The 18,807-nt window shown below is 46.2% G+C and carries 22 protein-coding genes; 8 read left to right on the top strand and 14 right to left on the bottom strand.

Annotation, left to right across the window (positions count from 1 at the left end; translation table 11 throughout):
• Positions 1-154: 154 nt before the first annotated feature.
• The 8 genes from fusA to fkpA all read right to left on the bottom strand — a co-directional run bounded on the left by fusA (position 155) and on the right by fkpA (position 6,130).
• Positions 155-2,254, bottom strand: a complete 2,100-nt coding sequence (gene fusA, locus EX191_RS20560) for an elongation factor G (RefSeq protein ID WP_005397643.1) — start codon at positions 2,252-2,254, stop codon at positions 155-157.
• 75 nt (positions 2,255-2,329) lie between these two features.
• Entirely contained in the window at positions 2,330-2,800 is a 471-nt protein-coding gene (gene rpsG / locus EX191_RS20555; RefSeq protein ID WP_005382796.1) for a 30S ribosomal protein S7, read from the bottom strand.
• Positions 2,801-2,901: 101 nt separating this feature from the next.
• A complete protein-coding gene (rpsL, locus tag EX191_RS20550) occupies positions 2,902-3,276 on the bottom strand; it encodes a 30S ribosomal protein S12 (protein ID WP_004399892.1) in 375 nt (124 codons plus the stop codon).
• A 177-nt stretch (positions 3,277-3,453) separates the two neighbouring features.
• Positions 3,454-3,729, bottom strand: coding sequence for a sulfurtransferase complex subunit TusB (gene tusB, locus EX191_RS20545; protein WP_041852883.1), 276 nt, complete (start codon positions 3,727-3,729; stop codon positions 3,454-3,456).
• A 7-nt stretch (positions 3,730-3,736) separates the two neighbouring features.
• The gene (tusC, locus tag EX191_RS20540; RefSeq protein ID WP_005397648.1) at positions 3,737-4,093 is read right to left on the bottom strand and encodes a sulfurtransferase complex subunit TusC; all 357 of its coding nucleotides are present in this window, start codon (positions 4,091-4,093) and stop codon (positions 3,737-3,739) included.
• Positions 4,090-4,485 carry a sulfurtransferase complex subunit TusD gene (tusD, locus tag EX191_RS20535; RefSeq protein WP_005397650.1) on the bottom strand — a complete coding sequence of 132 codons (396 nt, stop codon included), beginning with the start codon at positions 4,483-4,485 and terminating at the stop codon, positions 4,090-4,092. The genes tusC and tusD overlap by 4 nt, the downstream gene beginning before the upstream one ends.
• A complete protein-coding gene (locus EX191_RS20530; protein ID WP_193448380.1) occupies positions 4,482-5,204 on the bottom strand; it encodes a helix-turn-helix transcriptional regulator in 723 nt (240 codons plus the stop codon). Before EX191_RS20530 ends, tusD begins: the two co-directional genes overlap by 4 nt.
• 143 nt (positions 5,205-5,347) lie before the next feature.
• Positions 5,348-6,130 carry an FKBP-type peptidyl-prolyl cis-trans isomerase gene (fkpA, locus tag EX191_RS20525; RefSeq protein WP_005397659.1) on the bottom strand — a complete coding sequence of 261 codons (783 nt, stop codon included), beginning with the start codon at positions 6,128-6,130 and terminating at the stop codon, positions 5,348-5,350.
• Positions 6,131-6,258: 128 nt separating this feature from the next.
• Between fkpA and EX191_RS20520 the strand changes: the two genes are divergently transcribed.
• Both EX191_RS20520 and EX191_RS20515 read left to right on the top strand, forming a co-directional pair.
• Positions 6,259-7,245, top strand: coding sequence for a WD40 repeat domain-containing protein (locus EX191_RS20520; RefSeq protein ID WP_031780644.1), 987 nt, complete (start codon positions 6,259-6,261; stop codon positions 7,243-7,245).
• Positions 7,242-7,469, top strand: coding sequence for a SlyX family protein (locus EX191_RS20515; protein ID WP_005381455.1), 228 nt, complete (start codon positions 7,242-7,244; stop codon positions 7,467-7,469). The genes EX191_RS20520 and EX191_RS20515 overlap by 4 nt, the downstream gene beginning before the upstream one ends.
• 84 nt (positions 7,470-7,553) lie before the next feature.
• Here EX191_RS20515 and EX191_RS20510 read toward each other — a convergent pair whose 3' ends face one another.
• From EX191_RS20510 to kefG, 5 genes are all read right to left on the bottom strand, one after another.
• Positions 7,554-8,495: an isoaspartyl peptidase/L-asparaginase family protein gene (locus tag EX191_RS20510; RefSeq protein WP_193448379.1), complete on the bottom strand. Its 942-nt coding sequence runs from the start codon at positions 8,493-8,495 to the stop codon at positions 7,554-7,556.
• Positions 8,496-8,625: 130 nt separating this feature from the next.
• Positions 8,626-9,162, bottom strand: coding sequence for a peptidylprolyl isomerase (slyD, locus tag EX191_RS20505; RefSeq protein WP_047010415.1), 537 nt, complete (start codon positions 9,160-9,162; stop codon positions 8,626-8,628).
• A 92-nt stretch (positions 9,163-9,254) separates the two neighbouring features.
• Positions 9,255-9,455, bottom strand: a complete 201-nt coding sequence (locus tag EX191_RS20500) for a YheV family putative zinc ribbon protein (RefSeq protein WP_193448378.1) — start codon at positions 9,453-9,455, stop codon at positions 9,255-9,257.
• Positions 9,456-9,488: 33 nt separating this feature from the next.
• A complete protein-coding gene (kefB, locus tag EX191_RS20495) occupies positions 9,489-11,285 on the bottom strand; it encodes a glutathione-regulated potassium-efflux system protein KefB (RefSeq protein WP_046874533.1) in 1,797 nt (598 codons plus the stop codon).
• Entirely contained in the window at positions 11,269-11,862 is a 594-nt protein-coding gene (kefG, locus tag EX191_RS20490) for a glutathione-regulated potassium-efflux system ancillary protein KefG (RefSeq protein ID WP_046874534.1), read from the bottom strand. Before kefG ends, kefB begins: the two co-directional genes overlap by 17 nt.
• Before the next feature lie 209 nt (positions 11,863-12,071).
• Here kefG and EX191_RS20485 point away from each other — a divergent pair, with 209 nt between their 5' ends.
• The 6 genes from EX191_RS20485 to crp all read left to right on the top strand — a co-directional run bounded on the left by EX191_RS20485 (position 12,072) and on the right by crp (position 17,684).
• The gene (locus tag EX191_RS20485; RefSeq protein WP_193448377.1) at positions 12,072-13,991 is read left to right on the top strand and encodes an ABC transporter ATP-binding protein; all 1,920 of its coding nucleotides are present in this window, start codon (positions 12,072-12,074) and stop codon (positions 13,989-13,991) included.
• On the top strand, positions 13,988-14,476 hold the full coding sequence (locus tag EX191_RS20480; RefSeq protein ID WP_193448376.1) for a TIGR02444 family protein: 489 nt from the start codon (positions 13,988-13,990) through the stop codon (positions 14,474-14,476). The genes EX191_RS20485 and EX191_RS20480 overlap by 4 nt, the downstream gene beginning before the upstream one ends.
• An 87-nt stretch (positions 14,477-14,563) precedes the next feature.
• Positions 14,564-15,571 carry a hydrolase gene (locus EX191_RS20475; RefSeq protein WP_046874535.1) on the top strand — a complete coding sequence of 336 codons (1,008 nt, stop codon included), beginning with the start codon at positions 14,564-14,566 and terminating at the stop codon, positions 15,569-15,571.
• Between the two features lie 33 nt (positions 15,572-15,604).
• Positions 15,605-15,817 carry a YheU family protein gene (locus tag EX191_RS20470; protein WP_005397677.1) on the top strand — a complete coding sequence of 71 codons (213 nt, stop codon included), beginning with the start codon at positions 15,605-15,607 and terminating at the stop codon, positions 15,815-15,817.
• A gap of 124 nt (positions 15,818-15,941) precedes the next feature.
• On the top strand, positions 15,942-16,811 hold the full coding sequence (locus EX191_RS20465) for a phosphoribulokinase (protein ID WP_005397679.1): 870 nt from the start codon (positions 15,942-15,944) through the stop codon (positions 16,809-16,811).
• 240 nt (positions 16,812-17,051) lie between these two features.
• On the top strand, positions 17,052-17,684 hold the full coding sequence (gene crp / locus EX191_RS20460) for a cAMP-activated global transcriptional regulator CRP (protein ID WP_005381432.1): 633 nt from the start codon (positions 17,052-17,054) through the stop codon (positions 17,682-17,684).
• A gap of 145 nt (positions 17,685-17,829) precedes the next feature.
• On the opposite strand, the gene EX191_RS20455 is transcribed toward crp, so the two are convergent.
• Positions 17,830-18,621, bottom strand: a complete 792-nt coding sequence (locus EX191_RS20455; protein WP_005397681.1) for a DUF1338 domain-containing protein — start codon at positions 18,619-18,621, stop codon at positions 17,830-17,832.
• Positions 18,622-18,807: the final 186 nt, after the last annotated feature.

Here is an 18,807-nt window from a genome sequence, read left to right as displayed (position 1 = left end):
CGATCGTGTTCCTTCCTAGTTATGATTCGTCGTGATCATTATTGATCGACGACGCGCCAGAAATTGTTATTTTATGCGCCAACGCCCGTTAGCGCAATATTTGGACGCCCTGATCTCGCAAAAAGTCGTAAACTTTTTGTAGTTCAATCGTCAATTAGTAACCACGCTCTGCAATAATTTTATCTGCGAAGTTTTTCGGCACTTCAGCGTACTCGTGAAACTCCATAGAGTAAGACGCACGGCCTTGAGTTGCAGAACGTAGATCAGTTGCGTAACCGAACATTTCAGATAGTGGTACTTGAGCACGGATGATCTTAAGACCAGCCACACCTTCGTCCATGCCTTCAATGATACCGCGACGACGGTTTAGGTCACCAACAACGTCACCCATCCAGTCTTCCGGAGTGGTTACTTCGACATTCATCATTGGTTCTAGAATCACAGGTTGTGCTTCTAGTGCACCTTTCTTGAATGCCATCGAGCCAGCGATCTTAAACGCCATCTCGCTTGAGTCTACATCGTGGTAAGAACCATCAAATAGTGTAGCTTTAATATCTAGTACAGGGTAACCCGCTAGAACACCACTATTCATTTGTTCCTCGATACCTTTCGATACCGAACTGATGTATTCCTTAGGAATCACACCACCCACGATTTCGTCTACGAATACGAAACCTTCGCCAGGTTCAGAAGGCTCAAGTTTGACCCACACATGACCGTATTGACCACGACCACCTGATTGACGAACAAACTTACCTTCAACTTCCGCTTTACCACGAATGGTTTCACGGTAAGCAACCTGAGGTTTACCAACGTTACAATCAACGCTGAATTCACGCTTCATACGATCAACGATAATGTCTAGGTGAAGTTCACCCATACCTGAGATCAGAGTCTGACCTGATTCGTCGTCCGTTTCCACGCGGAATGATGGATCTTCCGCAGCCAGTTTACCTAGCGCGATAGCCATTTTCTCTTGGTCTGCCTTAGAACGAGGTTCTACAGCAATCTGAATAACTGGTTCAGGGAACTCCATGCGCTCTAGAATCACTTTGTGGTTCTGATCACACAGTGTGTCACCTGTTGTTACGTCTTTCAGACCGATAGCAGCAGCGATATCACCAGCGCGAACTTCTTTCACTTCTTCACGCTTATTCGCATGCATCTGAACGATACGACCGAAACGCTCTTTCTTCTCTTTTACAGAGTTGTAAACAGCGTCGCCGGAGTTTACTACACCAGAATAAACACGCATGAACGTTAGCGTACCCACGAATGGGTCAGTCGCGATCTTAAATGCTAGCGCAGAGAATGGTTCGTTGTCGTCAGCGTGACGCTCAACTTCATTTTCTCTTTCGTCAACACCTTTAATTGCAGGTACGTCAACTGGCGATGGCAAGAACTCGATCACAGCATCTAGTACCGCTTGAACACCTTTGTTCTTAAACGCACTACCACAAGTGGCCAGTACGATTTCGTTGTTTAGTGTACGAGTACGTAGAGCTTGTTTGAGCTCAGCTTCAGTCAATTCACCTTCTTCAAGGTACTTGTCCATCAGCTCTTCGCTAGCTTCAGCAGCGGATTCAACCATGTGGTTGCGCCACTCTTCAGCAAGTTCGATCATGTCAGCTGGGATGTCTTCGTAAGTAAACGAAGTGCCTTGATCGGCTTCATTCCAGTTGATCATCTTCATCTTGATAAGGTCGATGACACCTCTGAACTCATCTTCTGCACCAACGTTCAGTTGGATTGGAACAGGATTCGCACCAAGACGATTTTTAATTTGGTCCACAACGCGTAGGAAGTCTGCGCCCGCACGGTCCATCTTGTTTACAAATACCAAACGTGGAACGTGGTATTTGTCTGCTTGACGCCATACAGTTTCAGACTGAGGTTCAACACCAGATGAGCCACAGAACACAACCACAGCACCATCAAGTACACGAAGAGAACGCTCTACTTCGATAGTAAAGTCAACGTGTCCAGGGGTATCAATGATGTTTACGCGATGCTCAGGGAACTGTGCTTCCATACCACGCCAGAATGTAGTAGTCGCAGCGGATGTGATAGTGATACCACGTTCCTGCTCCTGCTCCATCCAGTCCATGGTTGCTGCACCATCGTGAACTTCGCCGATTTTGTGAGAAAGGCCAGTGTAGAACAGAATACGCTCAGTTGTGGTTGTTTTTCCTGCATCTACGTGAGCACAGATACCGATATTACGGTAGCGCTCAATAGGAGTTTTACGAGCCACGATTGTATCCTCTTACTAAGGTGTACCTTAGAGTATAGAAAAGTGCTGCGAGAGAACCTCGCAGCACAGAAGGTATTACCAGCGGTAATGAGCGAACGCTTTGTTTGCGTCAGCCATGCGGTGAACGTCTTCACGTTTCTTAACCGCAGTACCTTTGTTCTCAGACGCGTCTAGCATTTCAGCTGCTAGGCGTTGAGCCATAGATTTTTCACCACGCTTGCGCGCAGCTTCAACCAACCAACGCATAGCAAGTGCGTTACGGCGAACCGGACGTACTTCTACAGGTACTTGGTAAGTTGAACCACCAACACGGCGAGATTTAACCTCTACCGCAGGGCGTACGTTTTCAAGAGCTTCTTCAAAAATAGCTAAGTGGTCTTTACCAGACTTTTCAGCCATAGCATCTAGTGCAGTGTAAACGATTTTCTCTGCAGTAGATTTTTTACCGTCAACCATTAGGATGTTAACGAATTTTGCCAGCAATTCAGATTTGAATTTTGGATCTGGAAGGATCTTACGCTGACCAATGACGCGACGACGTGGCATGGATTTATCTCCGTTGTCTTCTTCAGGTTTTATCCAAAACTTTTCAGTTTTTTCAAAAAATTAAAAATAATTTAGTGTTTGGCCTTACTTAACGGAATCCATTAAGACTTAGGACGCTTCACACCGTACTTAGAACGACCTTGTTTACGGTCGTTAACGCCAGCACAGTCAAGTGCACCGCGAACAGTGTGGTAACGTACACCCGGAAGGTCTTTTACACGACCGCCACGGATTAGTACAACACTGTGCTCTTGAAGGTTGTGACCTTCACCGCCGATGTACGATGTAACTTCGAAGCCGTTTGTCAGACGTACACGACAAACTTTACGAAGTGCTGAGTTAGGTTTTTTAGGTGTAGTAGTGTAAACACGAGTACATACACCACGTTTTTGTGGGCACGCTTCTAGTGCAGGCACGTTGCTTTTAACAACTTGCTTTGCACGAGGCTTACGTACCAACTGGTTAATAGTTGCCATTAACTAGCTCCTGATTTACTTGAAAGTAAGCTTTGTGAAAAATCTATCCCCAACTACCATTGCAGTTAGGGACGCAAAATTCTATGCAGCAGTGAGAGGTGTGTCAAGAAATATACGGATCTTTTTTGTTCAATTAGGACAATTCATCCGTAAAGCTTTAGCGACAGTAAATCACGTTCAATCCCAAGTAAGCGATTTATCCTGTTTAACTGTGAGCTCAACGAAGCCTGAGTAATTCACGATCGTCAGTGATGGACTGATACGATTCGCAATACCGCGAGCGTGAATATCGCTCTCTAGCACAAATACACTGCGGTTTTTTAGGTGGGAGAACGCTTTATGCTGCGAATTAGCAGCGTACACGGCATCTTCTATAAGTAAGATGTCATCCTGTGCACTGCATAAGGGCATGGCGTCTTCTAGAGCGGAGACCGTTTTTATAATATGTAGCATAACTTCCTCAGAACGACAGTAGCTTGCCAGCGTGTTGCAACTTATCTTTGAGCTGCTCTGAGCTTAACGCTTGAGCTTCAATGACTAAGTCCGCTTGAGCCAAACCTCGCTGAGCTAATGACTCTGAGCACACAAAGACTTGTTCAATATCGTATAAATCGAAAAGCTTCAGCATCGGCGCATAATCTTTGCTCAAGATCTTACTCGGTTCTTGTCCTAGTAGAAGCTGGTAAACCCCATCGCCCATGAAAATGACGCTGATATCTTCACAGTAAGCCGACGCGGCTAACAGTGCATCCACACCTTCACGGCCAGCCGCACTGCCATGCGGTGCGCTACGAAATAGATAAGTTAGCTGACTCAAAACTGTACCACTCTGTCTTGGGTTAACATCGCTTCGGCTAAGCTACCTAAGCCGGCTTGCTCAAAACCTTCCGCTAGATTGCTCTGGAGCAAACCATGTTGATTCGCTTCTTCTTCACTTACGATCCCGCGACGCAAAGCCGCAGCAACACAAGTTTCTAGACGAACACCATGCTCTTTTGCCAAAGATTGCCATGCCTTATTGAGATCAAATTCGTCGTTGGCAGGCACACTCAAAGCAGTACCATTGGTCACGCCCTCTTGATAAAAGAAAACGCTCACTAACTGATGGCCTTGCTCAATCACCGCCTTGGCGAACTGATAAGCACTGCGCGCTGACTGGCTACCGTAAACAGGACCGTTCACCACCAACGTGTAAGTCAGTTTACTCACTTTTCATCGTCCTCGGTTTTACGTTGACGAATGTATAAGTAGACGGTGTGTTTTGAAATGTTAAGACGATCTGCAACGCGGTTGATGGCATCTTTAATATCGAAGATGCCTTTGTCGTACAATTCCATCACGATTTGGCGATTCTTGGTGTTGTTCGATACGGATTTATCCGCATTGATCTCTTCGATGGTGCGTTCAACAGTTTGGTCCACCAGCTCTTCTACGTCACTAGCAAAGTTAACCGAGGAAGCCGCTTCTTTTGCTTCTTGCGTTGGCATGAAAGATTGAAGGACTTGCGAGAAGGGCGCGTCCAAGCTGACGTTGATACACAACAAACCAATAACGCGATTTTCACCATTACGAATGGCGACAGTGATCGACTTCATCAACACGCCACCTTTTGCACGGGTAAAGTACGAACGTGAGAAGTTGCGCTCCGAGCCTTCGATGTCTTTTAGCATTTTAAGCGCTAAGTCAGTGATCGGTGAGCCGACTTGGCGACCCGTGTTTTCACCGTTAGCGATTTTAATTGCAGAGGTATTTAAGTCTTCTAGCGAGTGAAGAACGATTTCACAAAAGGGACCTATCAGGCTGGCGATACCATCAACGACCGCCTCATAAGATCTTAAAATGATTTTGTCGTGCTCGGTAAACGGCATCACGTTAACGGATTCCATTTCGAGCAGCATCTCCGCGTTTATTGTTTCTGTAGTTGTCATAAGCCTTCGAGCGAAAAATCAACAAATTGGTGTAAGTTTATCAGAAAATTTGAAAATCAACCTAGCAAACTCACCAACTAGTGACCTAGAACAAAAAAGGCCCGTTAAACGGACCTTTTTCAATAACTTATCGCGGCTTATTGTTATTGCTCTGCGTTGTCGTTCTCAACTTTTAGCAGCTCAACTTCAAATACTAGCGTTGAGTTAGCAGGAATGCTTGGTGTGTCTTGATCACCGTATGCTAGCTCTGGCGGGATAACGAATTTGAATTTAGAACCCACAGGCATTAGCTGAACACCTTCTGTCCAACCTGGGATTACACGGTTAAGTGGGAATGTTGCAGGTTCACCACGATCGTAAGAGCTATCAAATTGCGTACCATCGATTAGCGTACCTTTGTAGTGTACTTGAACCGTATCAGTGTCTTTTGGCTTCTCACCTTCAGCAGGAGTAATAACTTGGTATAGAAGACCTGTATCTGTCTTCACTACGCCTTCTTGCTTCTCGAACTCAGCACGGAAATCATCGCCAGCTTTTTTTGCTTCAGCTGCTTTCTCAGCCGCTTGTGCTTGCATCTTTTCAGCAACACGCTTATCTAGAGATTCTAGTGCTGCACGTGTTTCTTCTTCATTCAACTCAGCATTGCCTTTGAAGACGTCTTCGATACCTTTTAGCACCAAGTCTTTGTTAAGATTAATGCCGATTTCGCTTGGCTTGTCGATGCTTGTGCTTAGGTAGTTAGCAAATGAAACACCGATTGCGTATGCCGCTTTATCGTCGTCGGTTTTAAAGTGAACCGCTTTACCGGTTTCTGCTTGAACTTGTTCTGCTTGAGGTGCGGCTTCTGTTTTAGTTTCTTCTTTCTGACAACCTACCGCTAGCATAACTGTTGCAGCAAGTAGCGACACTTTTAAAACTGATTTCATTAAATTCTCCCAATAATGGCTTTGCCATTGGTTGTTGTGCACAAATCTTCTATGAGACTAGTGAAGACAATCGTTATACCAATATACTAGCTATATGTCTTAAGACACAAACCGGATTATTAGATGTGATGCAAAGAATTTCTCATTTATTCCTATATTTAATTGTCATCACCACGTTAAATGGTTGCTTTTTCGCCGAGCGTGAAGTGCAGCGTTGGCCGATAGAACCTCAGGGTGCGACGAGCTTCGCACTTAGCAGAGATGGACGATTTGCTCTGCTCTATTCTCAGCAACACCATTTGATGTTGTGGGACCTAGAGCAAAATGAACAACTAGCCAACCTGGGTGAGCTCGATGCCGATGCCAACGTGGTATCCCATATTCGTATCTCAGACAATGGTCGCTATGCAGTCACAGCAAGCCAAATGAACTTCGCAGTTTGGGACTTAGGTTGGACGCAATCCGAAGGCCTTTGGTCTATTTCTGATGCGCTCATTCGCGACGTTGATATCACCAGTAACGGTGAGCAAGTTCTGCTCGGGTTATCCAACGGTAAAGCAATTTACGTCAACTTAGTCACCGGACGTCGCTTGGAGTTCCTTGCGCATCGTGAAAAAGTCAATTCCGTCGCCATTTCTCCTAATGGCCGATTCGCACTGACTGGTGGTAATGACTACAAAGCGTATTTGTGGGACACCGAAACCGGACAAGTGCTGCGGACCTTCGAACATGAACAACGGGTTGTTCGTGTTGCCCTGCAACGAGATGGCAAGTTAGCAATGACATCCGATGGCGGAAACCAAGCGGTAATTTGGGATTTAAAAACTGGACAAGAGGTCACACAGTTGAGCAGTTGGTCGCGCCAATTGATCTTCTCTACTGCGCGATTTTCTGATGACGGAACTCAGTTAGTGACAGGAACGCCTTCTGGCCGCGTTTCAATATGGGATACTCAAACCGGAAAACGGATTGGCGGATTTGAAGTTGAGCCAAAAAAAGACACTCGCCCTCCCCGTGCGGTCGTGTATGATGCAGCCTTTGATTCAAAACAACGCGTAATTACTGCTACTTCAGCAGGTATTGCCCAAGCTTGGCAGTTAGAGAACGGATCATGACAGAAAAAATCATTCAGCAATTGGAAGCACGCATTAATGACTTAGAATGTCAGCTTGCGTTCCAAGAACAGACTATTGAAGATCTGAACGGCGCCTTATCGCAGCAGCAACTGCAAATTACCAAGATGCTCGATCAGATGAAATATGTGGTAGGTAAAGTAAAAAATATGGACTCGTCGAATTTAGCCGATCCGTCAGAAGAAACCCCACCACCGCATTATTAAAATGCAGGCTCAAATAGCACAAAGCCCAGAACATATTCTGGGCTTTTTTGTATTGATTACTTAAGAATGTTGCTCAAGGGGAAGCTATTCGTCAGCGTAGATTTTGACGCTCAACTCGCCTTGAGTGTTGATGCCAGCTCGGTACATACCAGAGCTGTTCATCGCAAAGTGCAGCTCACCTTGCGCGTCAATTGCGATTAAACCGCCTTCGCCGCCCATCTCTTTCAGTTCCCCCTGAATAATATGCTCACAAGCAGTATGAATATCTTCTTGTAAGTAACGCATCCGCGCGGCGACGTCTTCTGCGGCACGTTTACGGATAAAAAACTCACCGACACCCGTAGTTGAAACCGCGACAACGCCATTTTCGGCCACCGTGCCACAGCCTATCAAAGCCGAATCCCCAACTCGGTTGTATTTCTTATTCGTCACGCCACCCGTACTGGTGGCAGCGGCTAAGTTGCCTTGTTGGTCCAATGCCACCGCACCAACCGTACCGTGCTTACGATCATCTGGGTAACGAGACTCCGACAAAGCAAACTGCCCTTTCTCACGCATAGACAGCAACTGCTCATAACGGCGATCAGTAAAGAAGTAATCCTGTTCGGTATACTCATGGCCTTGTTCAAAAGCAAACTTCTCTGCGCCCTCACCCACCAACAACACGTGATTGCTGTTTCGCATCACGTCACGAGCGAGCTCAATTGGATTCTTGATATGACGAACACCAGCGACCGCGCCTGCGGCTTGGTTTCGACCATCCATGACAGAGGCATCCATTTCTACCATTTCGTTGTTGGTCAGCACCGAGCCTTTACCCGCATTAAAGTTAGGCGAGTCTTCCAATACTTTTACTGCAGCAACAACCGCATCCAAAGCGTCGCCGCCTTTCTCTAGAATTTGATAGCCAGCTTTTACCGACGCTTCCAAATCAGCCAAGATCGATTGCTGAAGTTCATTGCTCATCTGTTCACGTAAAATGGTGCCTGCGCCACCATGAATCGCAATCGAGAAAGGTTTTGTCATCGCTTTTTCCATGAGTTGTTCTTTTCTTCTATGCACTACACCTTAGATAAACAAAAAGCGCAAGTTGAAACCTCAACTTGCGCTTTTCAAAGCTTTACTAGATAAGATTATCTAGTGAAGGAGCTTGTGATTAGTGAGAACCACAGCTGCCGCCGCCACAGCAGCCTTCATCATCGTGATCATGGTCATGACCACAACCACCAGCTTGATGGATATGACCGTGTTCGATCTCTTCTGCTGTTGCTTCACGTGTAGACATAACTTCTACTTCGAAAGTTAGTGTTTGACCAGCTAGCATATGGTTACCGTCAACAACCACTTCGTTGCCATCAACTTCTGTTACTTCTACAGGGATTGGACCTTGGTCAGTGTCAGCTAGGAAGCGCATGCCCACTTCGATTTGGTCAACGCCTTGGAATACGTCCGCAGGAACGCGTTGTACTAGCGCATCGTTGTGCTCGCCGTAAGCTTCTTCAGGAGCTACCGTTACTGAGAACTTGTCGCCAGCCACTTTACCTTCAAGCTCTTTTTCAAGACCAGTGATTAGGTTGTTGTGACCGTGAAGGTAATCTAGAGGCGCTTCTGCTGTTGATTGATCAACAACGACACCGTCTTCCAACATTACTTTGTATGCAAGGCTTGCAACAACGTTCTTTTCAATTTTCATACTAACTCCAGGGAGATTAATTGACTTAACCTGAATGGGGTTAAGTACTGAGATATCTGGGTGTATTATGGGGATCAATTATCGAAGTTCAATTATTCCGGCTTAAAAATTCCGATCATTTCCTGATTTGAGTGTTTATTTTTCTCTACAGATTGCGGTTTACGCTGCTCAGTAAACTCACACTCGACACACTCAACTAACTCGATATTATTTTCAATCCACCAGCGCAGGGTATCTTGCTGGCTGCAATTTGGGCAGCTAGCGCCGGCAATAAAACGTTTCTTGATTTTCACGCTATTTCCTTAGCTTGAGTCTTGGCTCAAGTACTACTTCCAATGATTAGGTGACTGATGGTCGCTCTCCATCTCACGACCAAAAATTTCTTCTAGCTCTTTGCGTGCCTCTTTCGCTCTCTGAGCCAATTTCTTATCTTCATTGTGCTGAGGCAATAAGTCCTTAAGCATAGCATTATCTAACTTACGAAAATGTGCTTCTGCCCGCTTTGCTTGATAAGGGTGCATACCAAGTTCTACGAGCGCTTGACGACCGAGATCCAATGCCCCTAAAAATGTTTCACGAGAGTAATTCTCGACACCGTGGCTCATTAACTGATACGCCTCGACACGGCTTCTTGCTCGGGCTAGCAACTTAAGTTTCGGGAAGTGCACGCGGCAGATATCAACGATGGCCATCACCTCATCAGGTGAATCGGTACAAATGACCAATGCTTCTGCTTTATCTGCGCCAGCAGCCCGCAAAAGATCAATTTGGGTAGCATCGCCATAAAACACTTTGTAACCATACTTGCGCAGTAGGTGGATTTGGCTGGCATCACTTTCTAATACCGTCACTTTGATTTTATTGGCATACATTAAACGTCCGACGATCTGACCGAAACGTCCAAAGCCTGCAATGATCACACGCGGCCGACGATCCACTACTTTCGTGGTCATGCCCTCTTCTTCTTGATTCAGGGTATGAGCAAACCATTTTTTTTGTCCCATCAGCAAAAGTGGTGTCGTCACCATGGATAAACTGACCACCACCAACAAAAACGCCACTTGCTCTTTGGATAAAATGCCCTCTTGGCTCGCTGCGGTAAATATGACAAAGGCAAACTCACCACCTTGGCTTAAAATCGCGGCCATACGGCTTCTCGCTTTGGCTCCGACACGGGCAGCTCTCGCCAATGCATACAAAACCAAGCCCTTAACCACCACCAAAGCCACCACCGCGCCCAGAATCTCTAAAGGGTGTAATGCCAATAACCCCAAATTTACCGCCATGCCAACCGCGATGAAGAACAACCCCAACAACAAACCTTTAAACGGCTCGATAGCGATTTCCAATTCATGTCGATATTCACTCTCAGCCAGCAGAACGCCGGCTAAGAAAGTTCCTAGAGCCATAGAAAGCCCAAGCTTTTGCATCACGACAGAAATCCCAAGCACGACCAATAGTGCGGCGACGGTAAAGAGCTCACGAACGCCGCTCATCACAACAAAACGAAATAGTGGACGCAATAAGAAATGGCCACCAATCAACAGGGCCACCACACTGCCTAATACCGTGAAGACATCCAACCAACTACCACCACTCTGCCCGCCAGCAAGCAAGGGCAACATTGCCAACATTGGGATCACTGCAATATCTTGAAAGAGCAATACTGCAAAACCAGACTGACCCGTTTCGGTGCCATTGAGCCCTTGCTCTTCAATCACTTTTAGAGCAATTGCCGTTGAGGACAGCGCCAACCCCATCCCAATCACCAAACTCACTTGCATGCTTACGCCGAACATACTGACGACACTGCCTAGCACGGCGGTCGTAACCACCACCTGCGCGCCGCCTAAACCTAGAATCGGTCCTCGCATTTGCCACAGTTTTTTAGGATTTAGCTCAAGGCCGATCAAGAACAGTAACAACACGACCCCAAGTTCAGCAAAGTGCAAAATAGCATCAACATCACTGATTAAGCCAAGACCCCAAGGGCCAATCAACACACCGGCAAGTAAATAACCTAAAACCGAGCCAAGTCCGAGACGCTGAGCAATCGGCACCGCGATAACCGCAGCCGAGAGAAAGACCACGCTACTTTGAAGAAACTCACTGGTTATCGCCATACTGACCTCCTTGGTCTGTTGCTTCCCAGTTTTCAAGTGGGTTGTTCAACCACCGACGATACAATTCTGCGTGCTCATACCGCTCAATATCCGAGACATTACGCGACCAATACAACACCAAAGGTTCAATCCAGTGCATTTGACACAGGGCAGCCGTCAGTTCAAACGGTTGTAAGATTTGCTCTAATGGATATTTGTTGTACCCCTTCGCGCTAAAGGCCTCTTCTTTCCCCCCCGTTGTAATCACACTGCGCCAGTATTTTCCCTCTAGCGCCGAACCTCCGCCAAAAGCAAAACCTTTGCCCAGCACTCGGTCCAACCACTCTTTTAACAGGGCTGGGCATGAATACATATAAAGCGGGTGATGAAACACGATCACATCATGCGTGAGCAACAACTCATGTTCATAATTCACATCAATAAAGAAGTCAGGGTAAACACCGTAAAGATCGTGCACAGTGACGTGATCAAGCGACTGAGCTTTTTTAATCATCACTTGATTAGCAATCGAGTTATGTGGCTCTGGATGAGCATAAATGACCAGAACTCTTGGGAGAATAGACGGTGCAACAGCCAAATGGTCGTCCTTGTGGTTATTTTTATCCGTTATCAAATTGTTATACTTTTTTGTACAGCATAATGCAATTAAAGCGAATCAATCGACTTTTCCGGCCAATACCCCTACTATTCACCGCTAGATATATACCCAAGTGGCTTTAAAAACGATTGAAACCACTTCGCTATGTAACCAAGCAACGCGCACTGCGCAAAGTGAATGAAAACTTTATGATTACCTTCTCTGATATTCAGTTACTGCGTGGCGGTAAACCTCTTTTAGATCAAGCTTCAGCGACTATCCATCCTGGCGATAAAGTCGGCCTTGTGGGTAAAAACGGCTGCGGTAAATCAACGCTATTTGCATTGCTGAAAGATGAACTGTCGATTGATGCAGGCTCATTTAGCCAACCTCAACATTGGGAGTTGGCCTGGGTCGCACAGGAAACGCCTGCGCTAGAGCGCACTGCACTGGAATACGTCATTGATGGTGATCGCGAGTACCGAGCGCTCGAAAAGCAGTTGGCTGAAGCGGAAGCACAAGACAACGGCACCTTGGTTGCCGAGATCCACGGTAAAATTGAAACCATCGGCGGTTATAGCATTCGCGCTCGCGCGGCAGAATTGCTCGACGGTTTAGGTTTCAGCCAAGAGCAAATGAGTTGGAGTTTGACTCAATTCTCAGGTGGTTGGCGTATGCGCCTTAACTTAGCCCAGGCGCTATTGTGCCGTTCTGACTTATTGCTACTCGATGAGCCAACCAACCACTTGGACTTAGACGCAGTGATGTGGCTTGAACGTTGGCTACAAAACTACCCAGGCACACTGATCCTGATCTCGCACGACCGTGACTTCCTTGACCCAATTGTCGGCCGTATTATTCACATCGAAAACCAACAATTGAACGAATACACGGGTAACTATTCGTCGTTCGAAAACCAACGAGCGCAAAAAATGGTGCTGCAGCAAGCGATGTTCGAGAAGCAACAGAAACAGATGTCGCACATGCAAAGCTACATCGACCGCTTCCGTTATAAAGCCTCTAAAGCACGCCAGGCTCAAAGCCGTATTAAAGCTTTGGAGCGCATGGAGAAAGTGTTACCCGCTCAATTCGATAACCCATTTAGCTTCCAATTCCGTGAGCCCGCGGCGCTGCCAAACCCAATCATGATGATGGATGAAGTATCGGCAGGCTACGGTGACAACCTGATCTTAGAGAAGATCAGGTTGAACTTGGTTCCTGGCAGTCGCATTGGTCTACTCGGCCGTAATGGCGCGGGTAAATCGACCTTGATCAAATTGCTCTCTGGTGAGCTTAACGCGCAAGGTGGCGATCTGACTTACTCACAAGGCGTAAAAATAGGTTACTTTGCCCAGCATCAATTAGAAACGCTGCACCCAGAGGAAACGCCGCTGCAACACATGATGCAGATCGCGCCGGATCAAACCGAACAACAGCTACGTGATTACCTGGGCAGCTTTGGCTTCCAAGGCGACAAAGCACTGGAGAAAGTCGCGCCGTTTTCGGGTGGTGAAAAAGCCCGTTTAGTGCTGGCCTTAATTGTGTGGCAAAAGCCAAACCTGTTGCTACTTGATGAACCAACCAACCACTTGGATTTGGACATGCGTCAGGCATTGACGATGGCACTGCAAACGTTCGAAGGTGCAATGGTGATTGTTTCGCACGACCGTTACCTATTGCGTGCTACAACCGATGACTTGTACTTGGTGCACGATCGTCAAGTTGCGCCGTTCGATGGTGACTTAAACGACTACTACAAGTGGTTAACCGGGCAACAAAGAGCAGAACGCAAAGAAGCACAAGCCGCACAGCCAGCCAAAGATAGCGCCAACAGCGCGGCAGCGAAAAAAGAGCAGAAACGTCGCGATGCAGAATTTCGTAAGCAGACGGCGCCAATTCGCAAAACGCTGACACAATTAGAAAATAAAATGGATAAGTTAGGTGCTGCACTGGTCGAAGCTGAAGAACAATTGGCAGATAACTCACTGTATGAAGCCGAAAATAAAGCTAAACTTAACCAAGTGCTGGCTCTTCAAGCTTCTAGTAAGGCAGAGCTCGAAGAAATTGAAATGGAATGGATGTCTGCTCAGGAAGAACTGGAGCAGATGGAGCTAGAGTTTAATCAATGAGTAATCAACACGCTGAATACACACTCACCCTAGAACACCTTTGGCAGTTCAGTCTGCAATTTTATGGTGTGCGAGAAGTGAAAGAAGCGTGTTTATCATTACAGAACAATTATCACGGCAACGTGAACCTACTCCTGCTGCTCAGATGGCTCGATGAGCAGCAACTCATTTTCCAAGAAAAAGACTGGCCTCTGGTGCAAAGCTGTCTGGGCCGAAGCGAAACCTTACTGCACTCTTTTCGCGACTTACGTCGCCATCTTAAGTCTCAAGTCAATGACGCTTTATATCGTGAAACCTTGCAGTTTGAGCTGCAACTAGAAAAGCAGCAACAAGCGGATTTGGTGAACTGCATTAACTCGCTCACGCTGGTCAAAAATGATGGCGCCCCACTCACGCTGAGATACTGTCGTCAACTTGGTGGTGAGCATTTGCAACAGGCCTTTGCTATTCCGGTGCCAAACATTCAACCACCAAAACGCCCATAAATCTGTAGAATACCTATAATCTTTATAAAGGATTATATTAATAAGCTCTTCAACTGACACCGAAGAACCGCATAAGAGCAGTTAGGTATGACACAATTTTTCGCAGCCGCCGGGATCAAAAACCCGCATCTTCAAACGCTTTTACCGCGTTTTATTCGCAAAAAAGCGTTGTTTACGCCGATTTGGCAAACCCTCGATACATCCGATGGCGATTTTCTCGATCTCGCATGGAGCGAGGACCCAACCCAAGAACCTGCGCAAAAAAAGCCGATTTTTGTTTTATTTCATGGACTAGAAGGCTGCTTCTATAGCCCTTACGCCAATGGCCTAATGAATGCATTTGCTCAATCCGGATGGCTGTCGGTGATGATGCATTTCCGCGGTTGTAGCGGTAAGCCAAACAAGAAAGCTCGCGCCTATCATTCTGGTGAAGTGACTGACGCCCGCCACTTCTTAGAGCACCTTGAGCAACGCTTTCCTGATAACCCCAAAGTTGCGGTTGGTATTTCTCTTGGCGGTAACATGTTGGCGAATTATTTAGCCCAATACAAAGACCACCCCATTTTGAATGCGGCGACCATTATCTCAGCACCTTTAGACTTAGCAGCGTGTGCGAACCGTATTGAACAAGGCTTTTCGAAAGTGTATCGCCGTTACCTACTCTCTTCGCTCAAACGCAACGCATTGCAAAAACATCACTTGTTGCATGGCGAGCTCGCTTTGTCCTACAACTCAATAAAACGTGTCACACGATTGTATGAATTCGATGATTTGATCACGGCACCACTGCACGGTTTTAAAGACGCACAAGATTATTACGATCAATGTTCTGGCTTAAGTAAATTACAACAGATCACGCTACCGACACTGATCATTCACGCCAAAGACGATCCATTCATGACCGACGATGTGATCCCGAAATTTGTTCTGCCAGATAATATTGATTACCGTCTCTTTGAGCACGGTGGGCATGTTGGTTTCCTTACAGGTTCAGCGCTCAAGCCGAAATTTTGGTTGGAAGAAGCGCTGCCAGCGTATTACGAAAGTATTGCCGCAGATTACCTTTCTGCTGTATCCAAGCAGCGAAAGCAGTAAACTAGCCGCTCATCATAAAAGTTCGAGGTATTTATGATCATTCCATGGCAAGACATTGCGCCAGAAACATTGGAAAACTTAATTCGTGAATTCGTCTTACGTGAAGGCACGGATTACGGAACCGTCGAGGTTTCTTTGCAAGACAAAGTGGATCAAGTAAAAACTCAATTAGAAAAAGGCGAAGCGGTTATCGTATTCTCTGAACTGCACGAAACCGTCGATATTCAGGTAAAAACAAAATTTTAGACCCTTCACATTTTACCGTACCCCACTCAATGACAAGGCATTGTTACGTGCTATAGTGGGTTATCGACCGTGCAGTAGCAGCCTACTGCACATTACAGGTAAGTAATTTTCGACAAGGTTTGTCATGTCAGCTAAACACCCAATTATTGCGGTTACTGGTTCATCCGGTGCCGGCACGACCACTACATCTGAAGCCTTCCGTAAGATGTTCAATATGATGAACGTTAAACCCGCATGGGTTGAAGGCGACAGCTTCCATCGCTTTACTCGCCCTGAAATGGATATAGAAATCCGTAAAGCGCGCGAGCAAGGTCGACACATTAGCTACTTTGGCCCTCAAGCTAATGACTTTCCAGGATTGGAAGAGTTTTTCCGTAAATATGGTCACGATGGCGCAGGCAGCGTACGTCGCTACCTACACACCTTTGACGAGGCCGTACCTTATAATCAAATGCCTGGTACCTTCACACCGTGGCAAGACTTACCGGAGAACAGTGACGTTCTCTTCTATGAAGGCTTGCACGGCGGTGTTGTGGATGGCGATGTTAATGTTGCGCAGCATGTGGATTTCTTGATTGGTATGGTACCAATCGTAAACTTAGAGTGGATCCAAAAGTTTGTGCGTGATACTCGTGACCGCGGTCATTCACGAGAAGCAGTAATGGATTCTATCGTGCGCTCGATGGACGATTATCTTAACTACATCACTCCGCAATTTTCTCGCACTCATATTAACTTTCAGCGCGTCCCAACGGTCGATACCTCCAACCCCCTTAATGCGAAGGGTATCCCAAGCCTGGATGAGAGCTTTGTCGTAATTCGCTTGCGTGGGATAAAGAAAGTCGACTTCCCATATCTCCTGGCTATGATTGATGGCTCATTCATGTCACGCCACAACACGATTGTCGTGCCAGGCGGTAAGATGAGCTTTGCAATGGAGCTCATAGTTCGACCTATCCTACAACAGCTCATCGAAACAGGGAAAATTGGCTAAAAACCTGCCTGCGAAGATGTTTACTTTTCATACCGTGATCATGTGCACAGTTTTGCTTACAAAATCTCAATCATGGCACGATTAAAATCAAGAAATCGTTTTCGAAAAAGGATACTATTTCTTACCGAAACACAAGAGAGCTTGCAGCATATAAAAAGTGCTCTTATTCTAGTAGGCCTAATTCAGGCTTAGCTAAAATATGGATAGCGCAAGCGTACCCTGCAGAGGAAGTGAGATATTATGGTTCTAGGTAAACCTCAAACCGACCCAACATTAGAGTGGTTTCTTTCACACTGTCATATTCATAAGTACCCTTCAAAGAGCACGCTAATTCACGCGGGCGAAAAGGCAGAAACTTTGTACTACATCGTTAAAGGTTCTGTTGCGGTTCTTATCAAAGACGAAGAAGGTAAGGAGATGATCCTTTCTTACCTAAACCAAGGAGACTTTATTGGTGAACTTGGTCTATTCGAGGAAGACCAAGAGCGCACAGCTTGGGTTCGTGCTAAATCTCCTTGTGAAGTTGCTGAAATTTCTTTCAAGAAATTCCGTCAGCTTATCCAAGTAAACCCAGACATCCTAATGCGCCTTTCTGCGCAGATGGCTCGTCGTCTTCAAGTAACTAGCCAAAAAGTGGGTGACCTGGCGTTCCTAGACGTAACTGGTCGTATCGCTCAGACGCTTCTGAACCTTGCAAAACAACCAGACGCAATGACTCACCCAGACGGCATGCAAATCAAGATCACTCGTCAAGAAATCGGTCAAATCGTTGGCTGTTCTCGTGAGACAGTAGGTCGTATCTTGAAAATGTTAGAAGAGCAGAACTTAATCTCTGCGCACGGTAAAACTATCGTGGTTTACGGTACTCGTTAATCTCAAACCAGAGTGACGCGAACAAAATTATAAAAGCCACCAATGGCGACATTGGTGGCTTTTTATTTGTCTTGTAACCACATTGAGCTCAGAGCAACAAAAGACTAATGAGCAAGTTGGTTAGCCGAAAGGTTAACCCTAAAAGTTAGCCATTCGTACTTTCAAAGATTTTGTCCGCTGAAGCCGCCACAAAACCTGGGTACAGCTCACCGTTTTCCATCGGGTAGCGCTTAGCAAACTCGTAAAAGCCGCCAGGGATAATTTCAGTGCCTTCGCTAAAGCGAACCGCCACTTTATCCGCCATAGTCGATGATTGTTCTAGTAGCACCTCAGGAGTGCCCTTCACTTCCCCGCCGTTTTCATTAATGGTAAATCCGGCCGTACGTAAGTGATCGTTTACTTGCTTCACTTCTTCGTATTCATTGAGCTGGTTAACGCTCACCGTGAAGTGGTTTGCGCCGTAACCATGCGCCGCCAACCAAGATGCGTACTCACTTTCTTTAGCCAACGTTTGGTAGTCAGCAAAGCTTAAATCCCATAAGCGTCCACCATGTAAGAATGCGCTATCGTTCAGCTTGCCTGCATCGACTTGTGCCACCAGCTTTTTCACAATCTCTTGCAGCTCAGGTGAACACTCCTCAACTTTTAGCTCACTAATAAAGACTTTCGGTTGCTTCGGATCAGGGTGTTCATAGTGCTTAGCAACCAGCTTTTTACTTTCGAAAACGTAGTCACCACATGCCTGATAGCCAATGGCTACAAAAGGTTTAGCTAAGGTTTCGATACCAAGAGGCGCAATATTGAAGGTACGTAAAGCTATATGATCATTAATCAGAGGCTCATCTTCTTGAAGCAGCTGATGTACTTTCGCAGCAGAAGGGCAAAGACGTTGAATGTAATCTTGCCATAGCGATTCAAATAACACATCGGGCGTCATAACGACTCCTTGTTACGAGATGTAGAGTTAAAAGGTAAGCGGAAGTTGACTGCTCGTTCACAACGAAAAGTTGTCCAGAATAATGAACGAGCAGCCATCAACCTGTGACGGTAAATGCCAGTCAGTCAACACGCTTTTCCGAGTCTTTGCTCACTTTCCGTGTTCTGCCAACGATCACTACAACCC

This window comes from Vibrio chemaguriensis (assembly GCF_012275705.1).
GTDB classification, from domain to species: domain Bacteria; phylum Pseudomonadota; class Gammaproteobacteria; order Enterobacterales; family Vibrionaceae; genus Vibrio; species Vibrio diabolicus.
Note: the sequence above shows the minus strand (reverse complement) of the source record. Positions and strands in the feature narration are given on the sequence as shown.